The following is a 17168-nucleotide window of genomic DNA, read 5'->3' as shown; positions in this document are numbered from 1 at the left end:
AATCCCCGTGCAAGGCTCGCCGAAGGCCCGCATCGTCACGGCGTTTCTGTGGGACGGCGACCGGGTGTTGCTGGTCCACCGGTCTGCCCGGCGCCGGTGGTATCCCGACGTCTGGGACCTGCCCGGCGGTCACGTAGAGCCCGGCGAAATGCCCGGCGAAGCGCTCGCTCGGGAGCTGCGGGAGGAGTTGGGCATCGGCATCGCGGCGCCGTCGGGTCCGCCGATGCACGAGGTCCACAGCAACACGTTCGACATGCAGATCTGGCTGGTCGAAGCGTGGACCGGCGTTCCCGTCAACGCCGCACCGGACGAACACGATGCCATCGGATGGTTCGCGCCGGATGAGCTCGCAGAACTGCGCCTGGTCCACGACGACTTCCCCGCGATATTCGGCAAAGCATTCGCCGGCCATCGAGCCTCCCCCTGACGGCGCGACCTGCCGATGCGCCGGCCCGGTTGAAGATTCATGATCAACCAGAGATCCTTCGTTCATGCCCATCGACGACGAGCACGAGGTCACCCTCCGACTGACCTCCGACGAGGCGTTGGTGCTGTTCGACTGGCTGCACAGGGGTGAGGACGTAGATCGCATTGTGCCGCCGGACCATCACGGCGAGAAGGTGGCGTTGTGGAACCTCTCCGCGCTACTGGAGCGTGAGCTGGTCGAGCCGTTTCAGCACAACTATCGAGAGTTGGTCGATCGGGCGCGAGTCCGCCTCGCCGGCGAAGAGGCTTCATCCTGAAAGCGGGTGCTGCAGGCACGAAGCCGGACCACGCTGGACAAGCGCGCTCTGCGCGGCAGATGCGCAAGCAGATGGTCCTGCGCCAGCAACTCGACGGCAGTTACTCGGAAGGTCAATTCCATGAGCGCCGGCAGAAATCCGCTATCTGGTCGCTACCCGATTACGGGACTTGGGCGACTGGTCGCCCCTATCGGAAAGATTTTCGGCACGGCTGACAAGACGCTCTGCTAAATCTTCCAGGAATTCGTCTCGGCGAGTGGAATCATCGATCAACAAGGCTATCGAGACAGATTGGAGCCGCCTCGTCTCTTCAAGCGCCTCCGCGAACAATGTATTACTCAATCTGCGGAGCGAGACAACCACCGCTGCCGCTGCCGCCAAGAATGCCACTATCGCGCAAACGGCGAAAACCGCGGTGATCCTAAAGTCCGAACCCCACGCCGCTGGCGCAAAAAGCCTAGCGGCGATAAGGGCTATGACCAATGTCGTGGTTGTCGCCATCAAGACCAGCAGACGCTGCTGAAGTCGCCGATGGCGACGCGCTTCGTCGGTAACCAGCCGGGTCGCACGCTCAATGCTGTGCTGCATCTCGACGAAAACCTGGCTGTCTTCTCGATGAAGCCGAGGTGGGCCAGGTTTGCCAGAGATGTCAGCATCAGTCAACTCCCCCGTCGCCGGAGGCGTCGTGACAATACGTGCGGGCTCGAGCTCACGGAGGCGCCCAAGCGTCGCGGCGAGGTCGAGCTCGTCGTCATCCGCCCAGTCATACCCCTCGTCGGTCATGTACTCCATCCTGCCTCGCACTTCCGCTCGCCGAAACCTCACGATCTCGGCGATCTTGCCGTCCTGAGGTTCCATACGCCGTCGGAAGGGTCAACCTCTTGCAGGACGGCCAAGATCGGACGGCCCGCAGCCGTTTGCCCAAGGGCGACGACACGTCGTCCGTGTTGCGGATGGTCGTCCCACGCGGCTTCAACGTCCTTGCGCAAGACAAGCGCTTCTCGGACCTCGTCCGATGTTACGTAGTGTTTAGTATTGATCTTACGTTCGGTCGGCGCGCTGATGTGGATCTCGGCGATGTAGACGGCGCCTGACACCCCTCCGAAACTCCTTCAAGCCGAGTCGCGCGATCAAAGTCGGCTACGACCGTACCGGTTCGAAATCGTTGGATTGGTGCACCAGCAGAGGGATGGAACAGATTTCACCCGACCGGGTGATCGATGGCCGATCTCACGCCTTCTCAGCAGAAGCGCCTCAGACAGCCGCTCGGTAAACGGGCCCGTTCCACAACGATGACACGTCCAGTACCCGCGGGCACGATCGCGCCTCGGGCAGCTCGTCCGCAGACTCCGTACCCGTACCGAAAATGATCGAACGTTGGGAAAAGCGGCCGTGAGTCAGCCGCTGGTTTTCAGTGCCAGGGCGCGTGGATGATCCGGTCTACGCGGATCGTCAGCAGGACGCGGATCTGTTCGCCGCCGCCGTAGTTCTGGTACGGCTTGCCGGTGTACTTCTCCGCGATCCGGTCGATGCTCTCCCGGGCGCCCTCGGTGTCCATGCTGATCACCGTTCCGGCGAGCGAGTAATACGTCGACGGGTCGGCGCCGTCCAGGATGCTGACCGCCACCCGCGGGTCCCGCTCGATGTTCCGCAGTTTGCGGAAGCCCTGGACCGTGTTGATCAGGACGTGTTTGCCGTCGGTGTCGACCCAGGTCTGGGTCATCTGCGGCGAGCCGTCCGGGTTGGTGGTCGCGATCAGGCACGGGTTCGGCGCGTTGAGCAGGTCGAGCAGGCACGTCGGCAGGTCGGTCACGCCGCGCAGATTAGCAGTTTTTGATCACCCAGGCCGCAGATCACCAGGCCGCAGATCACCAGGCCGTGGATCACCAGGCCGTGGATCACCAAGGCCCGACTTCACCAAGACGACCGCAGCGCGGCGATCAACTCCCCGATCGCGCCGGCGAAAGCGTGCTCCGGCGGCGTCGCATACCCCACCACCACCCCGAGCGGCGCCTCCGCAGGCACCCGATAGAACCGGCTGAGCCCGTCCACAGCCACGCCCCTCGCCACCAGCCGCTCCAGCACGGCGGCCTCATCGCCCCCGCCCGGCAGGTGCAACACCGCATGCAACCCCGCCGCGATCCCGGACAACCGCGCCCCCGGCAGCGCCGCAGATGCCGCCCGCCCGAGCAGATCCCGCCGCTGCCGGTACCGAATTCGGCAGCGGCGCAGATGCCGGTCCAGATCGCCGCGCCGGATCAGGTGGGCGAGCACCAGCTGATCGATCACATTCACGTACGCCTCGTCGAACCGCAGCGCCTCCCGCAACGCCGGCACGAGCCGCACCGGCGCCACCATCCACGCGATCCGCAGCCCCGGCGCGATCGTCTTGCTCACCGTCCCGGTGTAGATCACCTGGTCCGGGGCGAGTCCCTGCAACGCACCGACCGGCTGCCGGTCATACCGGAACTCGCCGTCGTAGTCGTCCTCGACCACCACCGACCCGCTCCGCCGCGCCCAGTCCAGCAGGTCCCGGCGCCGCTGCGGGCTGAGCGTCACCCCGAGCGGGAACTGATGCGCCGGTGTCAGCACCACCGCCGACTCCGGCCCGAGATCACCGACGCGCATCCCGTCGGCGTCCACCGCGATCCGGGTGACCGGGAGGCCCATCCGCGCCGCCAGCGCCGGATAGTCCTGCAGCGTCGGCTCCTCGAACCCGATCGTCCCGTCCAGCGCCTGGCAGATCACCCGCAGCGCGTGCGTGTACCCGGCGCACACGATGACCTGTGACGGGGTGGCGAGCACACCCCGGGCCCGGCCCAGGTAGTCCGCCAGGGCCGAGCGCAGCTCCGGGTCACCGGTCGGGTCGCCGTACGCGAAGGCGGTGCTCGGCATCCGCTGCAGCACGTGCCGGGTCGCGGCCAGCCATTCCCGGCGCGGGAACATCGACAGGTCCGGCAGGCCCGGCCGCAGGTCGTAGCCGCCCGCCGGGGGCCGGAACGGCGAGACCGGGGCCAGGCTCGGCGTGGGGGCGGGTTCGGGGCGCGGGGCCACCCGTACCCCGGAGCGGGGCCGCGAGGACAGGTGTCCTTCCGCGGTGAGCTGCTCGAACACCTGGGTGACCGTCCCGCGGGCCACGCCGAGCGACGCGGCGAGGGCCCGTGACGACGGCAACCGGTCGCCGGGCGCCAGCCGGCCGTCCCGGATCGCGTCGCGCAACGCCCGCTCCAGCCCGGCCCGCAGCCCGTGCGCCCGGTCCACCGCCAGATGAAGATCCAGGCCCGAACTGGCCCACTGATCTGCCATAGAACTGGACTATATCCATGGGCCAGCGACTTCCTAGATTGACCGTATGAAATATCTCCTGATGGCGATCATCCGCACCGAACAGCTGGTCGGACCGGTCAAACCGCGGCAAAGACGCCAGCCGCTCACGGACGACAAGAAACGGCCGATCAGACCGATATGAGCGTCGGGTCCCGGGACCGCCTGGACGGGCAGCCGACGGAGCTGCTCGCCCAGGCGTTCGGCCGCAGCCCGGTGCCCAAGCTCGTGATCACCCTGGACCCGGACACCTACGGCCGGTTCACCGCGGTCAACGACGCGTTCTGCGAGCTGGTCGGCTACGCCCGCGACCAGCTCGTGGGGCAGTCCTGCCTGATGGTGCTCGACCAGGACGGCCTGACCCCGGTCACCACGCTGTCCGAGGCGACGGTCCGCGGCGAGATGTCGGTGATGGCCACCGAGCGGGTGCTGGTCCGCCGGGACGGCTCCCGGGTCTGGATCGTCAGCCAGAACGTGCTGGTGCACGACGACGCCGGGCAGCCGCACCTGGTCTCCGAGATCGTGGAGAGCAGCAGCCGGCCCGCGCTGGCCAACAGCGAGGCCTGGTTCCGCACCCTCGTCGACTCGTCACCGACCGGGATGGCCGTGCTGAGCACCGACGGCGCCTGGGTGCGGGTGAACCCGGCGGTCTCGGCGATGCTCGGCTGGACCGGGCCCGAGCTGGCCGCACTGACCCTGGGCGAGGTCACCCATCCGGACGACCGCGCGGCCTGCGCGAGGATGCTGCGGGACCTGGCCACCGGCGCGAGCCCCGGATTCGCGGGCCTTTCCCGGTACGTCGGCAAGGACGGCCAGGTGATCTGGTGCCGGCTGACCGCCACGCCGCTGCGCTCGGAGTCCGGCGCCCCGCTGCAGCTGCTCGTCCAGCTCACCAACCGCACCGTCGAGCACCACAACCGGGAACGCCTGGTCGCCGCCGAGCAGGTCGCCGCGCGCGAGGCGACCCGGCTGCGCACCACCATCGACGTCCAGGGCGAGATCGGCGCGATGGCCGCCGACCGGGACGCCCTGCTCCAGAAGATCAACGAGTGGACGCTGCGAGTGCTGCCGTCCGCCACCGGCGCGACCATGCATCTCATCGACGTCGAGGCCGGTGTGCTGCGACCGGTGACCGAGTCCGGGATCTCGATCGCGCGAGTCCCGATCACCGACTCGCTGGCCGGTGTCGCGATCACCAGCGGCGGCACGGTCCGCTCCGACGACACCGCCACCGATCCGCGGATCAACCAGGCCATCGCGCGGGCCACCGGGATGGCCTCGATGGTGATCGCGCCGTTGCGGGCGCCGGGCACCGGCCCGTTCGGGGTGCTGATGGTCGGCAGCGACCGGACGGACGCATTCGACGACAGCGACGAGCAGCAGCTCACCCTGCTGGCCGACACGGCCGGGAGCGCGCTGCGGCACGCCGAGGACACCGCGATCCGGCAGGACCTGCTGCAGCGCACCACCGCCGCGGTCCAGGCCCTGGAGCACGAGCAGGCCGCGACGCTGGCCGCGATGGCCCGGCTGGAACGCAGCGAACGGCAGTTCGCCGAGGTCGCCGACAACAGCCCGATCGCCCGGATCGTGGTCGGGCTGCGCGCGGAGCAACGCGGCCGGATCACCTTGACGAACCCGGCGTTCTGCCTGCTCTTCGGCTACACCGACGCCGAGGCCGTCGGCATGCACTTCGAGGTGCTGATCGGCGGCCCGACCGAGGACCTGGAACGCAACCTGGACATCATGGCGGCCGGCATCCGGACCCGGGGCGCACGGGAGATCGTGCTGCACCGCAAGGACGGCACCCCGCTCACCGTCACCGCGCACACCTCGGTGATCGCCGACGAGAACGCGCCGGTCAACGCGGTCGTCCAGCTGCTCGACGTGAGCGCCGAACGCGCCGCCCGGGCCGCGCTCGCGCGCAGCGAGGCGCAGTTCCGCACCGCGTTCGACGGCAGTTCGCTCGGCCTGCTGATCGCCGACGAGAAGGCCCGGATCCGGCAGGCCAACCCGGCCGCCGGGCAGCTCACCGGCCGCAGCGTCGAGGAGCTGATCGGTCTCGGACCCCTGGACCTGATCCACCCCGACGACCGCCACAAGACCCGCGCCGCCCGGCAGGAGCTGGAGGAGCACGGCCACGCCCAGTACTCCAACCGGCTGCTGCGCCCGGACGGCACCCTGGTCTGGGCCCGGATCAGCCTGGCCCTGGTGCCCGGCCCGCACGAGCAGAGCTGGCGACTGATCCAGATGCAGGACATCACCGCCGAGCGGGCCGCCGAGGAGGCGACCGAGCGGGAGGTGCGCCGGCTGCGGACCACCCTGGCGGTGCAGCGGGAGGTCACCGAGGCGGCCACCGACCGGGAGGCGACCGTACGGGTGGTCGCGGCCCGGGCCGTCGACCTGTTCCCGGCCGCCGACGGCGCCGCGGTCGAGCTGGTCGACGGCACGGACCTGGCGTACGTGGCGACCGCCGGCACGCTGTCCGCGTTCACCGGCACCCGGATCCCGCGCGACGGCTCGCTGAGCGGCATCGCGCTGGACACCGACGCGCCGACGCACTGCGCGGACGCCGGCACCGACCCGAGGGTCAACCGCGCCATGTGCGAACGGCTCGGGATCGGCAGCATGCTGATCGCGCCGCTGCACGCCGGCCGGGACGTGATCGGCGTCCTGAAGGTCTCCGCCGGGCAGCCGAACGTCTTCGACGACACCGACGAGCAGCAGCTCGCCCTGCTCGCGGACAGTCTCAGCGCGGCCCTGCGGCACGCCGACGACGCCTCCCGCAACGCGGCCGCGCTGACCGAGCTGGAGATCAGCGAGCAGCGGTTCCGGCTCACCTTCGACAACTCGCCGCTGGGCCTCACCCTGTGCAGCCTGCGCCCGCACGACCTAGGGCGGTATCTGCAGGCCAACCCGGCGATGACCACGATCACCGGCTGGTCGCAGGACGAGCTGACCGGGATGACGATCGCCGATCTGACCCACCCCGACGACGTGGCCGGCACCCGGGAGTTCGCCCGCCAGCTGATCGCCCGGGAGATCGACACGCTCACGGTCGAACGCCGCTACCTGCACAAGGACGGGCACACCATCTGGGTGTCGGTGCGGGTCGCGGTGGTCACCGACGAGAACGACCGGGCCAACTACGTGGTCAACCAGATCGAGGACATCACCGCGGCCCGGGAGGCCGGCGCGCAGCTGCGCCGCTTCGCACGGCTCGTCGAGCTGATCCCGGCCGCTGTCATCGTCCGCGATCTGCAGGGCACGATCCGCTGGTGGAACGACGGCGCGACGCGGCTCTATGGCTGGCCGCTTGCCGCGGCCGCGGGCAAGTCGTCCCACCGGTTGTTGCACACCACTTTTTCGTACGATGGAAGCGTCGAAGACCAGGCGGAGGCGCTGCGCCGGGACGGGTTCTGGAACGGCCAGCTCGACCACGTCACCGCCGACGGCCGTACCGTCAATGTCTTGAGCCGTCAGGTGCTGCACCACCCGGACCCGGAGAACGCGCAGGTCCTCGAGGTGAACTCGGACGTGACCGCGACCCGGGAGGCCGAGCGGGCCCTGGCCGAGAGCGAGCAGCGGCTGCGCGCCCAGTTCGCCAACACCGGCGTCGGGCAGAGCATCTCGGCGCTGGACGGCAGCCTGATCAGCGCCAACCGGGCCTTCGCCGCCATGCTCGGCCGCACCGATGACGAGCTGACCGGCCGCCACGACCACGAGCTGCTGCACCCGGACGACCTGGTCGCCCACCGTCGGCTGATGGCCGGGTTGTTCGCCGGGGACACCGAGTCCTACACGACCGAGGCCCGCCTGGCGCACGCCGACGGGCACTGGGTGCCGGTCGAGGCGGCGATCTCGCTGGTCCGCGATCCGTCCGGCTACCCGAAGCTGGTCATCGGCGTGGTCACCGACATCACCGCCCGGCGCGCCGCCGAGCAGGCCCGGGACGCGGCGGCCGCGGCGCTGGCCGAGCGCAACACCGAGCTGGAAGCCGCCAACCAGCTCAAACTCGACCTGATCGGGATGCTCGGCCACGAGATCGGCAACCCGCTGACCTCGATCCGCGGCAACGCCGAGATCCTCACCGACCACTGGCAGGAGCTCTCCGACGAACGCCGCGGCCGCGCGATCGGCGCGATCGCCCGGCAGGCCGGCGCCCTGGACGAAATCGTCCAGGAGGTCCTCGCCATGGTCACCATCGACTCCGGCACGATCCGCGCCGACCGGCAGCCGCTGAGGGTCCTCGAGGAGATCAACCGGGCCCTGCTGGCGGTCGACGCCACCGACGCGGTCCCGGTGCACGGTCCCGACGTCGGCGTGCTCTGCCACGCCGGCCACCTGCAGCAGATCCTGGTCAACCTGCTCTCCAACGCCCGCAAGTACGGCGGCGGCGCCACCGCCGTCCAGGTAGCGGTCGTCCCGCTGGTGGCCGGGCAGCTCGCCATCCCGGACCGGGTCGAGATCACGGTCGAGGACAACGGCCCGGGCGTCCCGGAGGAGTTCCGCTCCCACCTCTTCGAACGCCTGGCCCGCGCCGACCGCGACGCCACCACGGTCAAGGGCACCGGCCTGGGCCTCTACATAGTCCGGGGCCTGGCCCAGGCCAACCACGGCAACATCCGCCACACCCCCAACCCGGCCGGCGGCTCCCGCTTCACCCTCTCCCTCGAACCCACCCGGTAGCCGCAAGCGTTGCGGCACCGGCTGGTGCTCACGGTCGCTTCGCGACCGTTGACACAGCCGCCAGCACCAGCCGGGGCCGGAAGCGACGCGCGTCGCGGAAGTCGGCTGGCTCCCAGGGGTGCCTCAAGCACAGCGAGACACCCCTCAGGACCAGCCCGGGTCCGGCAGCGACGCACGTTGCGGAAGTCGGCTGGTTCTCGGGGGTGCCTCAAGCACAGCGAGGCACCCCCGAGAGCCAGCCGGGGCAGGGAAATGGGCCCGCGGCGGGTGCCGCGGGCCCAGATCAGGGGGTCAGCAGTAGAGGTTGGCGCCCGGGGTGACGCCGAGGATGCCGGCGAAACGGTTGTAGGCGTCGACGCGGCTCTGGACCTGGGCGGGGTTGCCGCCGTTGCACTCCAGGGAGCCGTTGATGCTGCGGATCGTCTCGCCGAAGCCGCGGCTGTTGACCATGGCGTCGTGCGGGGTCATGGTGCCCGGTCCGCGCTGGGTCATCCAGTACCAGATCGCGGTCTGGTAGGCCACCGAGGTCTCGTTCTTGACCCGGTCCGGGTTGTTCAGCAGGTCGATGCCGAGGGCGTCGCCGGCCGCCTTGTAGTTGAAGTTCCAGCTGAGCTGGATCGGCCCGCGGCCGTGGTACGCGTTCTGGCCGGCCGGGCAGCCGTAGGACTGGCTCCGGTCGCAGTACAGCGGCCAGTTCGCCTGGTTGATCTCCTCGACGTAGACCAGGCCACCGGACTCGTGGTTGACGTTGGCCAGGAACGCGGCGGCTTCCTGCTTCTTGACGGTGTCGCTGCCGGTCGTGGTGAACGCCGGGAACTTCTTGATCGCGTCGATCAGGCCGGCGTACGAGTAGAACCCGATCCGGCTCGGGAACATCTGGTTGAACTGCGCCTCGCTGACCGGGAAGTTCCCGGACCCGGTGGGCGGCGGGGTGGTGGTGCCACCGCCGGAACAGGTGTACGGCGACCAGTACCAGGTGCTGATCACCGGGTCGTACCCCGGGTTCTCGTGCGAGGCCTGGTAGTACTGCCCGTTGGTGTACTTCACGATCGACCCGGCCGCGTAGAACTGACCGGCCACCCAACTCGGGTAGCTGCACGTGCCGCCGGGCGGGGTGGTCGTGCCGCCGCCACCGCAGGCGCCGTTGTCGGCCCACACACCGGAGCCGCCGGTGCTGGGCGCCTCACCCTGGGTCCACCACTTGGCGGTCCAGTTGTGACTGTTGTAGGAGGCGCGCTGGTTTCCGGTGTAGACGGCCGAGCTGCTGTACGCGGCGACGCAGGCTTCCGCCGCGTTCGACGCCGTCATGGGCAGCAGGGCCGCGGCGACTCCGGCCACGACGACGCTGACGGTAGCCACCATCGACATAAGACGTCTTCTGGGCATGGCTCACCTTCCGTACGTCTACTGACGTACTGGCGCGAGGGGGACATGGGGGTACATAGACCTAACTAGATGTCGTAACACGAAGTCAAGACTTCTGTAAAGAAACCTCAAGGTTTCCGGTCCCCCACACGCGCGCCGCCGCGCCGAGCGGTTCTGCTCGGCGCGGCGGGGAACAGCGAGGATCAGTTGGGCAGCACCAGGATCTGACCGGTAATGATCCGATCCGGGTTGGTGATCACGTCCCGGTTCAGCGCGAAGATCTCCGGCCACCGGTTCGCGTTGCCGAGCTTGGCCTTCGCGATGCCGCTCAGCGTGTCGCCCTTCTTGACCGTGTAGAGCTTCGGGATCGGACCGGTCGGCTGTGCCGGCGGCAGCAGCAGCACCTGACCCGGGAAGATCTGGTTGGGGTTGCGGATCGTCCCGCGGTTCATCAGGTAGATCTCCGGCCACCGGTTGCCGTCGCCGAGCTGCGAGCGCGCGATGGCGGTGAGCGTGTCACCCTTCTTCACCGTGTACGTCCTCGGCGGCTGCCCGCTACCGAGCACCCCGGCGAAGCGCAGCAGGTCGGCCAGCTCGAACGTGCCGGCCTTGGCCGACGGCAGGTACGGCTTCCAGGCCGGCAGCCGCAGGATCGAGTCCTCGCTGCGCCGGACCAGGCCGATCAGCACCTCGGCCACCAGGGTGCTGCCCACCGGGCCGAGCCGCTCACCCTGGTGGAAGTGGTTCGCCTCGGCGAGCACGTAGAACCACAACGGCGTACGGGACTCGAAGCCACCCGCCTGCAGCGCGGCGGCCTGGGCCGGGCTGTTCACGGCGGCGAGGATCTCGTCCTTGCTGAGCACCGGCACCCCGAGCAGGTGGGCGACCGCCTGACCGGTGGGCAGCCGCAGCCGGTAGCCGCGCAGCAGGTTGCGCACCGGCAGCCGGGCCGCGTCCACCGGCGCCTCGGTCGCACCGGTGAGGGTGTGCAGGTTGTAGAGGGCCTTGTCGTTGACGCTGGCGATGTTGGTGTCGAGTTTGCGGGCGTGCGACACGTTCGGCCCGGTGCCGATCACGTTCTCCCACTCGATGATCCAGTTGTCCGGGATCGTGTCGAAGTCGTTGAGGTCGCCGCTGAGCGCGGTGAACGTGAACAGCAGCTCCAGGGTCGCCGGGATCCCGCCGTGCAGGTTGAAGTTCAGGTTGAAGTTGTACGCGGCCCGGACCATCGTGTGGCCGAGACGGTACCCGGCGAACGAGAACTCCAGCGGCATCCGGAACGGGTAGGCGGCCGGGTCGAACCAGTGGTTGCCGCTGGTCACGATGTCGTCGACGATGGCCGGCTCGGCGATCCGCTTGAGGAAGTCGTGCACCACGATGTGCTGGTAGTGCTGGCGCAGCACCCGGCTCGCCTCGCCGAACGACAGCCCCTGACCGACCAGCGCGTTGTGCGCCTTGAGGAACGCGACGTGCAGCTGACTGATGATCAGGTTCTCGTCGTTGCGCGGGTCGCCGGTCAGCGCCGCCCGGTCGTGCTCGATGTCGGCGCTGCGCGGCTCGCGGGGCAGGTCGTTGTCGTCGCTCTTGCCCGGCGGGCGCTTGATCGGCGGTTGCGTGCCACCGAGCGAGCTGACGTTCCCGATCAGCATCTTCGCGCCGTCGCGCGGCGCCGGCGGTCCGTAGACGCTGTCCAGGTCGAGCGCGCCGGTCCGCAGGTTGCGCACGACGTGCCGGATCTCAGCCACCGGCAACGGCGTCATGCCCGGATCGAGCAGGTCGGTGAGCGCACCGGAACCGGTCTCCAGGGTGATGTCGTGATCGATGAACTGCCCGAGGTACGTGTACGCCGCCGGGATCGCGCTGTCCCCGGCCGGCACGTCGGCCTGGGCCATCGACGCGCCGAGCTTCTTCAGCAGGTCGGGCATGTTCGCCGCCTCGGGCAGCAGGTTCGCCTCGTCGTCCTGCAGCGAGGGGAACAGGTAGTCGAAGCTGTGCGAGTCCACCGGCGGGGTGAACGCGAATCTGGCCGGCGAGCGGGCACTGAACTCCGCGACGTCGCCGGCAGCCCGCTTCAGCTCCTCCTCGGTGACGATCCGTCCGTGCATCAGGCGTGGCATGGTTTCCCCTTCCCCGTGACGGCAGGCGCTCGTGATGCATAGACCAGCGCCAATCACGCCCACCCTAAGCCGATTCATCGGCGCCGGAGAGTCAGATCTCGGACCACCCGATGATCCTGCAACAAACCTGCAAATGAGAATCGTTGACGGGCCCGCGACGGCGGTGGGAGATTCGATCTCGGCACCCCATTCCATCCCCGGAACGGCCCAGGTCAGAGCTGGGCTGCGCGAAAGGCGCCGCAGATAAGCCGGCCCTTTTGACAACGGCGATAAATGCCGGCGGGATCACTTTTCCGACAGGGAGAAAACCCATGTCACCATCCGTACGCGCGCGCCGGCTGGCCGGTGCCGGCGCACTCGCCACACTGGTCGTTGTCGGACTCGCCGCCACAGTGGCCACCGCCGAAGCGGCGACCGTGTTCAGCGCCGACTTCGAGTCCGGCTCGACAAGCGCGTGGTCGAAATCGGGCGGCACCTGGTCGGTCGTCACCGACGGCAGCCAGGTGCTGCAGCAGTCCGACACCAGCAGCGCCCGGGCCCGCGAGTTCGGCGGCACCAGCACCTGGACGAACTACTCGGCGCAGGCGCGGGTGAAGGCCACCGCGTTCGGCTCCACCAGTGGCGTGGTCGCGCTGACCGCCCGCGCGAGCAGCGCCACCAAGATGTACCGGCTGTCGCTGACCGGCACCGGCCGGGTGCAGCTGGAAGCGATGAACGGCAGCGCGATCACGGTCCTGGCGAGCCTCGCCCAGACCATCTCGACCAGCACGTTCTACACGCTCAAGCTGACCGTGAACGGCAGCACGATCAGCGGCAGCGTCAACGGTACGACGGTCGGCACGGCCACCGACACGTCGATCGCGAGCGGGCGGATCGGGCTGCTCACCGAGTACGCGGCCGGCCGCTTCGACGACGTGGTGGTCGATGACAGCGGCACCACGACGCCCACGAGCAGCCCGACCTCGTCGACATCCCCCTCGACGTCACCGTCGCCGACGCCCTCGACGAGTCCGGCGACCGGCGCCCTCTACGTCTCCCCCACCGGCACGGACAGCGCGGCCGGCACCCCGTCCGCGCCGACCACGCTCACCTCCGCGATCACCCGGATCGCCGCGGGCGGCACGATCTACCTGCGCGGCGGGACCTATTCGTACGCACAGACAGTCACCGTCGCGGCGGGGAACAACGGCGCGGCGGGTGCGCTCAAGACGCTGTCGGCGTACCCCGGAGAAGTTCCGGTCTTGAATTTCTCGGCGCAAGCCGAGGACACCGCGGCGCGCGGCCTGGCGCTGAACGGCAATTTCTGGCGCGTCTACGGCCTGGTCGTCGAGCGCGCCGGCGACAACGGCATCTTCATCGGTGGCAGCAACAACACCGTCGAACGCACGGTGACCAGGTTCAACCGCGACAGCGGCCTGCAGATCTCCCGGATCGCGTCGGACACCCCGACCGCGCAATGGCCGGCGAACAACCTGATCCTGAGCTCCGAATCGCACGACAACGCGGACTCCGACGGGGAGGACGCGGACGGTTTCGCGGCCAAGCTGACCGTCGGCACCGGCAACGTCTTCCGCTACGCCGTGTCACACAACAACATCGACGACGGCTGGGACCTCTACACCAAGACCGACACCGGCGCGATCGGGCCGGTGACGATCGAAGATTCTCTTTCGTACGACAACGGCACACTCACCGACGGCTCCCAGGCCGGCGCCGGTGACCGCAACGGCTACAAGCTGGGCGGCGAGGACATCGCGGTGAACCACATCGTGCGGCGCAGCATCGCGTACCAGAACGGCAAGCACGGTTTCACCTACAACAGCAACCCGGGCTCGCTGACCATTTCGAACAACCTGAGCATCGACAACGGCGAACGCAACTTCAACTTCGACGCGGGTACGTCGGTGTTCCGCAACAACACGTCCTGCTTCTTCAGCGGCGGGACGAACGACCGGATCATCGGGAACTCGGACAGTTCGAACCAGTTCTACGCGGGCACGAACGGCTCGCGCTGCGCGACCTACAGCGGCGCGCTGGCCTGGTCCTTCTCGTCCACCGGCACGCTGGTGGTGACGATCGGCGGCAAGGTGGTGACGCTGTAGCCGTACAAAAAAGGGCCGGCGCGGACCTCGCGCCGGCCCACGGTCTCGTCAGAGGCTCACTTCTTGGTGGCCGGGATCTGGAGGAACTCGTTCGCGGCCGGCAGCTTGATCTCCGGGAAGTCCGCGCCGAAATCGGTGAACACCATCAGGCCGCCGCCCGGGTAGGTGACCTTCACCGGCAGCGGCTCGCCGGTCGTCGCCACCAGCACGGACTCGAACGTGTTCCCCGAGTCGAGCAGGGCGATCACCGGACGCTGACTGGAGATCGACGCCTCGCCCTTGCTGAGCGCGCCCTTCGGCTTGATCATCTCCTTGACCTCGAACAGGTCGGTGAGCTCCCCGAAGGTGGCGCCATCGACCGGCGGCTTGAGCCAGTTCTTCGTCATGATCGGCGCGAACTGCTCGGCCAGGTCCTCGCCCATCGCCATGGTCAGGAAGTTCTTGTCCAGCCGGACGAACTTCTGCCCGTCGACGACGAGCGCCTCGATCTTCTTCCCGTCCATGGTCATCTCGCCGAGCAGGTTCTCCCCGGACCGCTTGAGGTCGACCGTGACGTACCCGTCGGACCCGGTGAACGCTCCACTCAGGTGGTAGGACTTCGCGGCGGCAAGGGCCTGCGTTGCCCGGTCCAGGATCTCGGTCGCGGCCAGCACGGCCACGCCGTTGTCGGGCGGTGTGGCCGGTTCGGGTGTGCCCGACGTGCATCCGGCGAGCAGCAGGCCACCGATGGCCGCCACGACAGCGACCGACTTCATGATTTTCACGTGTGATGTCCCCCGCGAGCAGATATCGAGCGACGGCACTGTATCCCGCTCGTGGATCTTGGTGCACCCGGTATCGTGCACGGATGAAGCGCACCGCCCTGGTCACCGGCGCATCCTCCGGCATCGGCCTGGCCACCGCCGCCGCCCTGGTCGCCCGCGGTTACCGCGTCCTCGGCACCAGCCGCGACCCCGAGACGATCAAGCAGCGCGTCGACGGCGTCGACTACCTCCCCCTCGACCTCACCGACGACGCCTCGATCGAGGCCCTCGCCGGCACCCTGGCCACCGTCGACCTGCTGGTCAACAACGCCGGCGAGAGCCAGTCCGGCCCGTTCGAGGAACTGCCGATGGACGCGCTGCGCCGGCTCTTCCAGGTCAACGTGCTCGGCCCGGTCCGGCTCGCCCAGCTCGCCCTGCCCGGTATGCGCACCCGCGGCCACGGCCGGGTGATCATGGTGGGGTCGATGCTGGCGTCGTTCCCGCTCGCCTACCGGTCGTCCTACGTCGCCACCAAGGCCGCGATCAAGGGCTTCGCGAACGGGGCCCGGCACGAGTACTCGCCCTACGGCGTGTGGCTGACCACCGTCGAACCCGGGTCGATCAACACCGGGATCAGCGAGCGGCGCACCCAGTACATCGCCGCCGACTCCCCGCACCGCGCCGACTTCGAGCGGATGCTGACCGCTTTGGATCGCAACGAGCGGGCCGGGATCACCGCGGAGCGCGTCGCGGCCACCATCGTCACCGCGGCCGAGGCGGAGAAACCCCGGCAACGGTACGCGGTGGGCAGCAACGCCCCGGTCGTCTTCACCCTGCGCCGGCTCGTCCCCGCACGGGTGGTGGAGAAGCTCACCCACCGCCGGCACGATCTGAGCCGCTAAGCTCGTCGGGTGTCGCACACGGGTGGGTTGTTGCTGGTCCTGGACGGCAACAGTCTGCTGCATCGGGCGTACCACGCCAGCGACGGTTCCCCGGAGCCGTCGCCCGCGCTGCGTGGCCTGTTCGGATACCTCGCCCGCGCGGCCGGGCACCTGCGCCCCGACGCCGTCATGGTCGGTTTCGACTGCCCGAAGGACTCCGCCCGGCGCGTCGACCACCCGGACTACAAGGCGCACCGCCCGGCGAAACCGGCCGAGCTGACCCGCCAACTGGAGATCGCCCCGGACCTGTTGCGCGCCGCCGGGGTCAGCACCGTCGTCCCACCGGCGTACGAGGCGGACGACATCCTGGCCAGCTGCGCCACCCGGGCCCGCGAGCTGGGCTGGCGCTCGGTGCTGATGACCAGCGACCGGGACGCGTTCGCGCTGATCGACGACGCTACCTCGGTGCTCCGCGTGCGCAACGGCGGCTTCGACCGCTCGGTGCTCGTCGACCACGAGTCGCTGCCCGCGCTCTACGGCGTGCACCCGTGGCAGTACATGGACTTCGCGGCGCTGCGCGGCGACCCGTCCGACAATCTGCCCGGCGTGCGGCGGTTCGGGGCGCGCACCGCGGCGCGGCTGCTGGAAGCGTTCGGCTCGGTCGATCAGGCGTGGCTGGCCGGCGTCGACGCCGTACGAAAAATCGTCGGTGACCTCGCCGCGACAAGCCTGACCGATCCCGCGGCCCGGGACATCGTCGACCGCAACCGTCGCCTGATGGCCATGCGCCGTGACCTCCCGGTCCCCAGCCCCGAGTCGGCCCGCCTGCCGCTGGACCGCCTCACCATGCGCCAGGCCCTCCGCGAACACGGCATCAACCTCGGCCCCTCCCTGTGGCCCCTGACCGGCGGCAACCCCCCAGCCGAGGCCGTCGACACCCAGGAACCGGCACCTGCCTGGGTCGCCCCCAGACCACGCGTCCTGCGCGGCGCGATGTCCGGTCGCCGCGACCCCACCCCAGGCCAAACCGCCCTTTTCTGAAACCCCCTTTTCGGTACGAACAGGGAGCGCACGTCCGCAGGCTACAAGCCACGTCCCGTGGTGATCTCGCGCCCGGCCGCCTCCTTCCCGGGCTCCGGCCGCGCCCCCGACCCGCGCCACGCACCGCGCGACACCGCTCCCACCCCGGACCACCGCGCCGGACTTA

12 protein-coding genes, 1 tRNA gene and 1 pseudogene are annotated in these 17168 nt (G+C 69.2%); 7 read left to right on the top strand and 7 right to left on the bottom strand.

Features of this window, described 5'->3' with window-relative positions; translation table 11 throughout:
* Nucleotides 1-427 (top strand): NUDIX hydrolase (locus Apa02nite_RS50070; protein WP_275412929.1); only part of this gene is annotated, 427 nt, incomplete at its 5' end.
* Between the two features lie 64 nt (nt 428-491).
* Nucleotides 492-743, top strand: coding sequence for a hypothetical protein (locus tag Apa02nite_RS50065; protein WP_203831475.1), 252 nt, complete (start codon nt 492-494; stop codon nt 741-743).
* Between the two features lie 141 nt (nt 744-884).
* Here Apa02nite_RS50065 and Apa02nite_RS50060 read toward each other — a convergent pair whose 3' ends face one another.
* The 3 genes from Apa02nite_RS50060 to pdxR all read right to left on the bottom strand — a co-directional run bounded on the left by Apa02nite_RS50060 (nt 885) and on the right by pdxR (nt 4049).
* A complete protein-coding gene (locus tag Apa02nite_RS50060; protein WP_203831474.1) occupies nt 885-1535 on the bottom strand; it encodes a hypothetical protein in 651 nt (216 codons plus the stop codon).
* Between the two features lie 619 nt (nt 1536-2154).
* Nucleotides 2155-2556 carry a PPOX class F420-dependent oxidoreductase gene (locus Apa02nite_RS50055; RefSeq protein WP_203831473.1) on the bottom strand — a complete coding sequence of 134 codons (402 nt, stop codon included), beginning with the start codon at nt 2554-2556 and terminating at the stop codon, nt 2155-2157.
* Nucleotides 2557-2657: 101 nt separating this feature from the next.
* Entirely contained in the window at nt 2658-4049 is a 1392-nt protein-coding gene (gene pdxR / locus Apa02nite_RS50050; protein WP_203831472.1) for a MocR-like pyridoxine biosynthesis transcription factor PdxR, read from the bottom strand.
* 159 nt (nt 4050-4208) lie between these two features.
* On the opposite strand from pdxR, the gene Apa02nite_RS50045 reads away from it, so the two are divergent.
* On the top strand, nt 4209-8753 hold the full coding sequence (locus Apa02nite_RS50045) for a PAS domain S-box protein (RefSeq protein WP_203831471.1): 4545 nt from the start codon (nt 4209-4211) through the stop codon (nt 8751-8753).
* Between the two features lie 291 nt (nt 8754-9044).
* Here the strand turns inward: Apa02nite_RS50045 and Apa02nite_RS50040 are convergent, their stop codons facing one another.
* Both Apa02nite_RS50040 and Apa02nite_RS50035 read right to left on the bottom strand, forming a co-directional pair.
* Nucleotides 9045-10121, bottom strand: coding sequence for a glycoside hydrolase family 19 protein (locus tag Apa02nite_RS50040; protein WP_232344816.1), 1077 nt, complete (start codon nt 10119-10121; stop codon nt 9045-9047).
* Nucleotides 10122-10321: 200 nt separating this feature from the next.
* Complete coding sequence (locus Apa02nite_RS50035; protein WP_239165136.1) at nt 10322-10648, bottom strand: LysM peptidoglycan-binding domain-containing protein; 327 nt, start codon at nt 10646-10648, stop codon at nt 10322-10324.
* A 37-nt stretch (nt 10649-10685) separates the two neighbouring features.
* Here Apa02nite_RS50035 and Apa02nite_RS50030 point away from each other — a divergent pair.
* Nucleotides 10686-10794: transfer RNA gene (locus tag Apa02nite_RS50030), tRNA-OTHER, on the top strand.
* 589 nt (nt 10795-11383) lie between these two features.
* On the opposite strand, the pseudogene Apa02nite_RS52535 reads toward Apa02nite_RS50030, so the two are convergent.
* Nucleotides 11384-11767, bottom strand: a pseudogene (locus Apa02nite_RS52535) (hypothetical protein); the annotation flags it as partial.
* Between the two features lie 779 nt (nt 11768-12546).
* On the opposite strand from Apa02nite_RS52535, the gene Apa02nite_RS50020 reads away from it, so the two are divergent.
* On the top strand, nt 12547-14337 hold the full coding sequence (locus tag Apa02nite_RS50020) for a right-handed parallel beta-helix repeat-containing protein (protein ID WP_203831470.1): 1791 nt from the start codon (nt 12547-12549) through the stop codon (nt 14335-14337).
* A 56-nt stretch (nt 14338-14393) separates the two neighbouring features.
* On the opposite strand, the gene Apa02nite_RS50015 is transcribed toward Apa02nite_RS50020, so the two are convergent.
* Nucleotides 14394-15092 (bottom strand): hypothetical protein, encoded by a 699-nt coding sequence (locus Apa02nite_RS50015; protein WP_203831469.1) that lies wholly within the window; start codon nt 15090-15092, stop codon nt 14394-14396.
* 92 nt (nt 15093-15184) lie between these two features.
* Here Apa02nite_RS50015 and Apa02nite_RS50010 point away from each other — a divergent pair, with 92 nt between their 5' ends.
* Nucleotides 15185-15982 carry an SDR family oxidoreductase gene (locus Apa02nite_RS50010; RefSeq protein WP_203831468.1) on the top strand — a complete coding sequence of 266 codons (798 nt, stop codon included), beginning with the start codon at nt 15185-15187 and terminating at the stop codon, nt 15980-15982.
* 9 nt (nt 15983-15991) lie between these two features.
* Nucleotides 15992-17002, top strand: a complete 1011-nt coding sequence (locus Apa02nite_RS50005; RefSeq protein ID WP_203831467.1) for a 5'-3' exonuclease — start codon at nt 15992-15994, stop codon at nt 17000-17002.
* Nucleotides 17003-17168: the final 166 nt, after the last annotated feature.

Origin of the sequence: Actinoplanes palleronii, assembly GCF_016862315.1 — a bacterium.
Lineage (GTDB): Bacteria > Actinomycetota > Actinomycetes > Mycobacteriales > Micromonosporaceae > Actinoplanes > Actinoplanes palleronii.
This window is presented reverse-complemented; position numbering and strand designations above follow the sequence as displayed.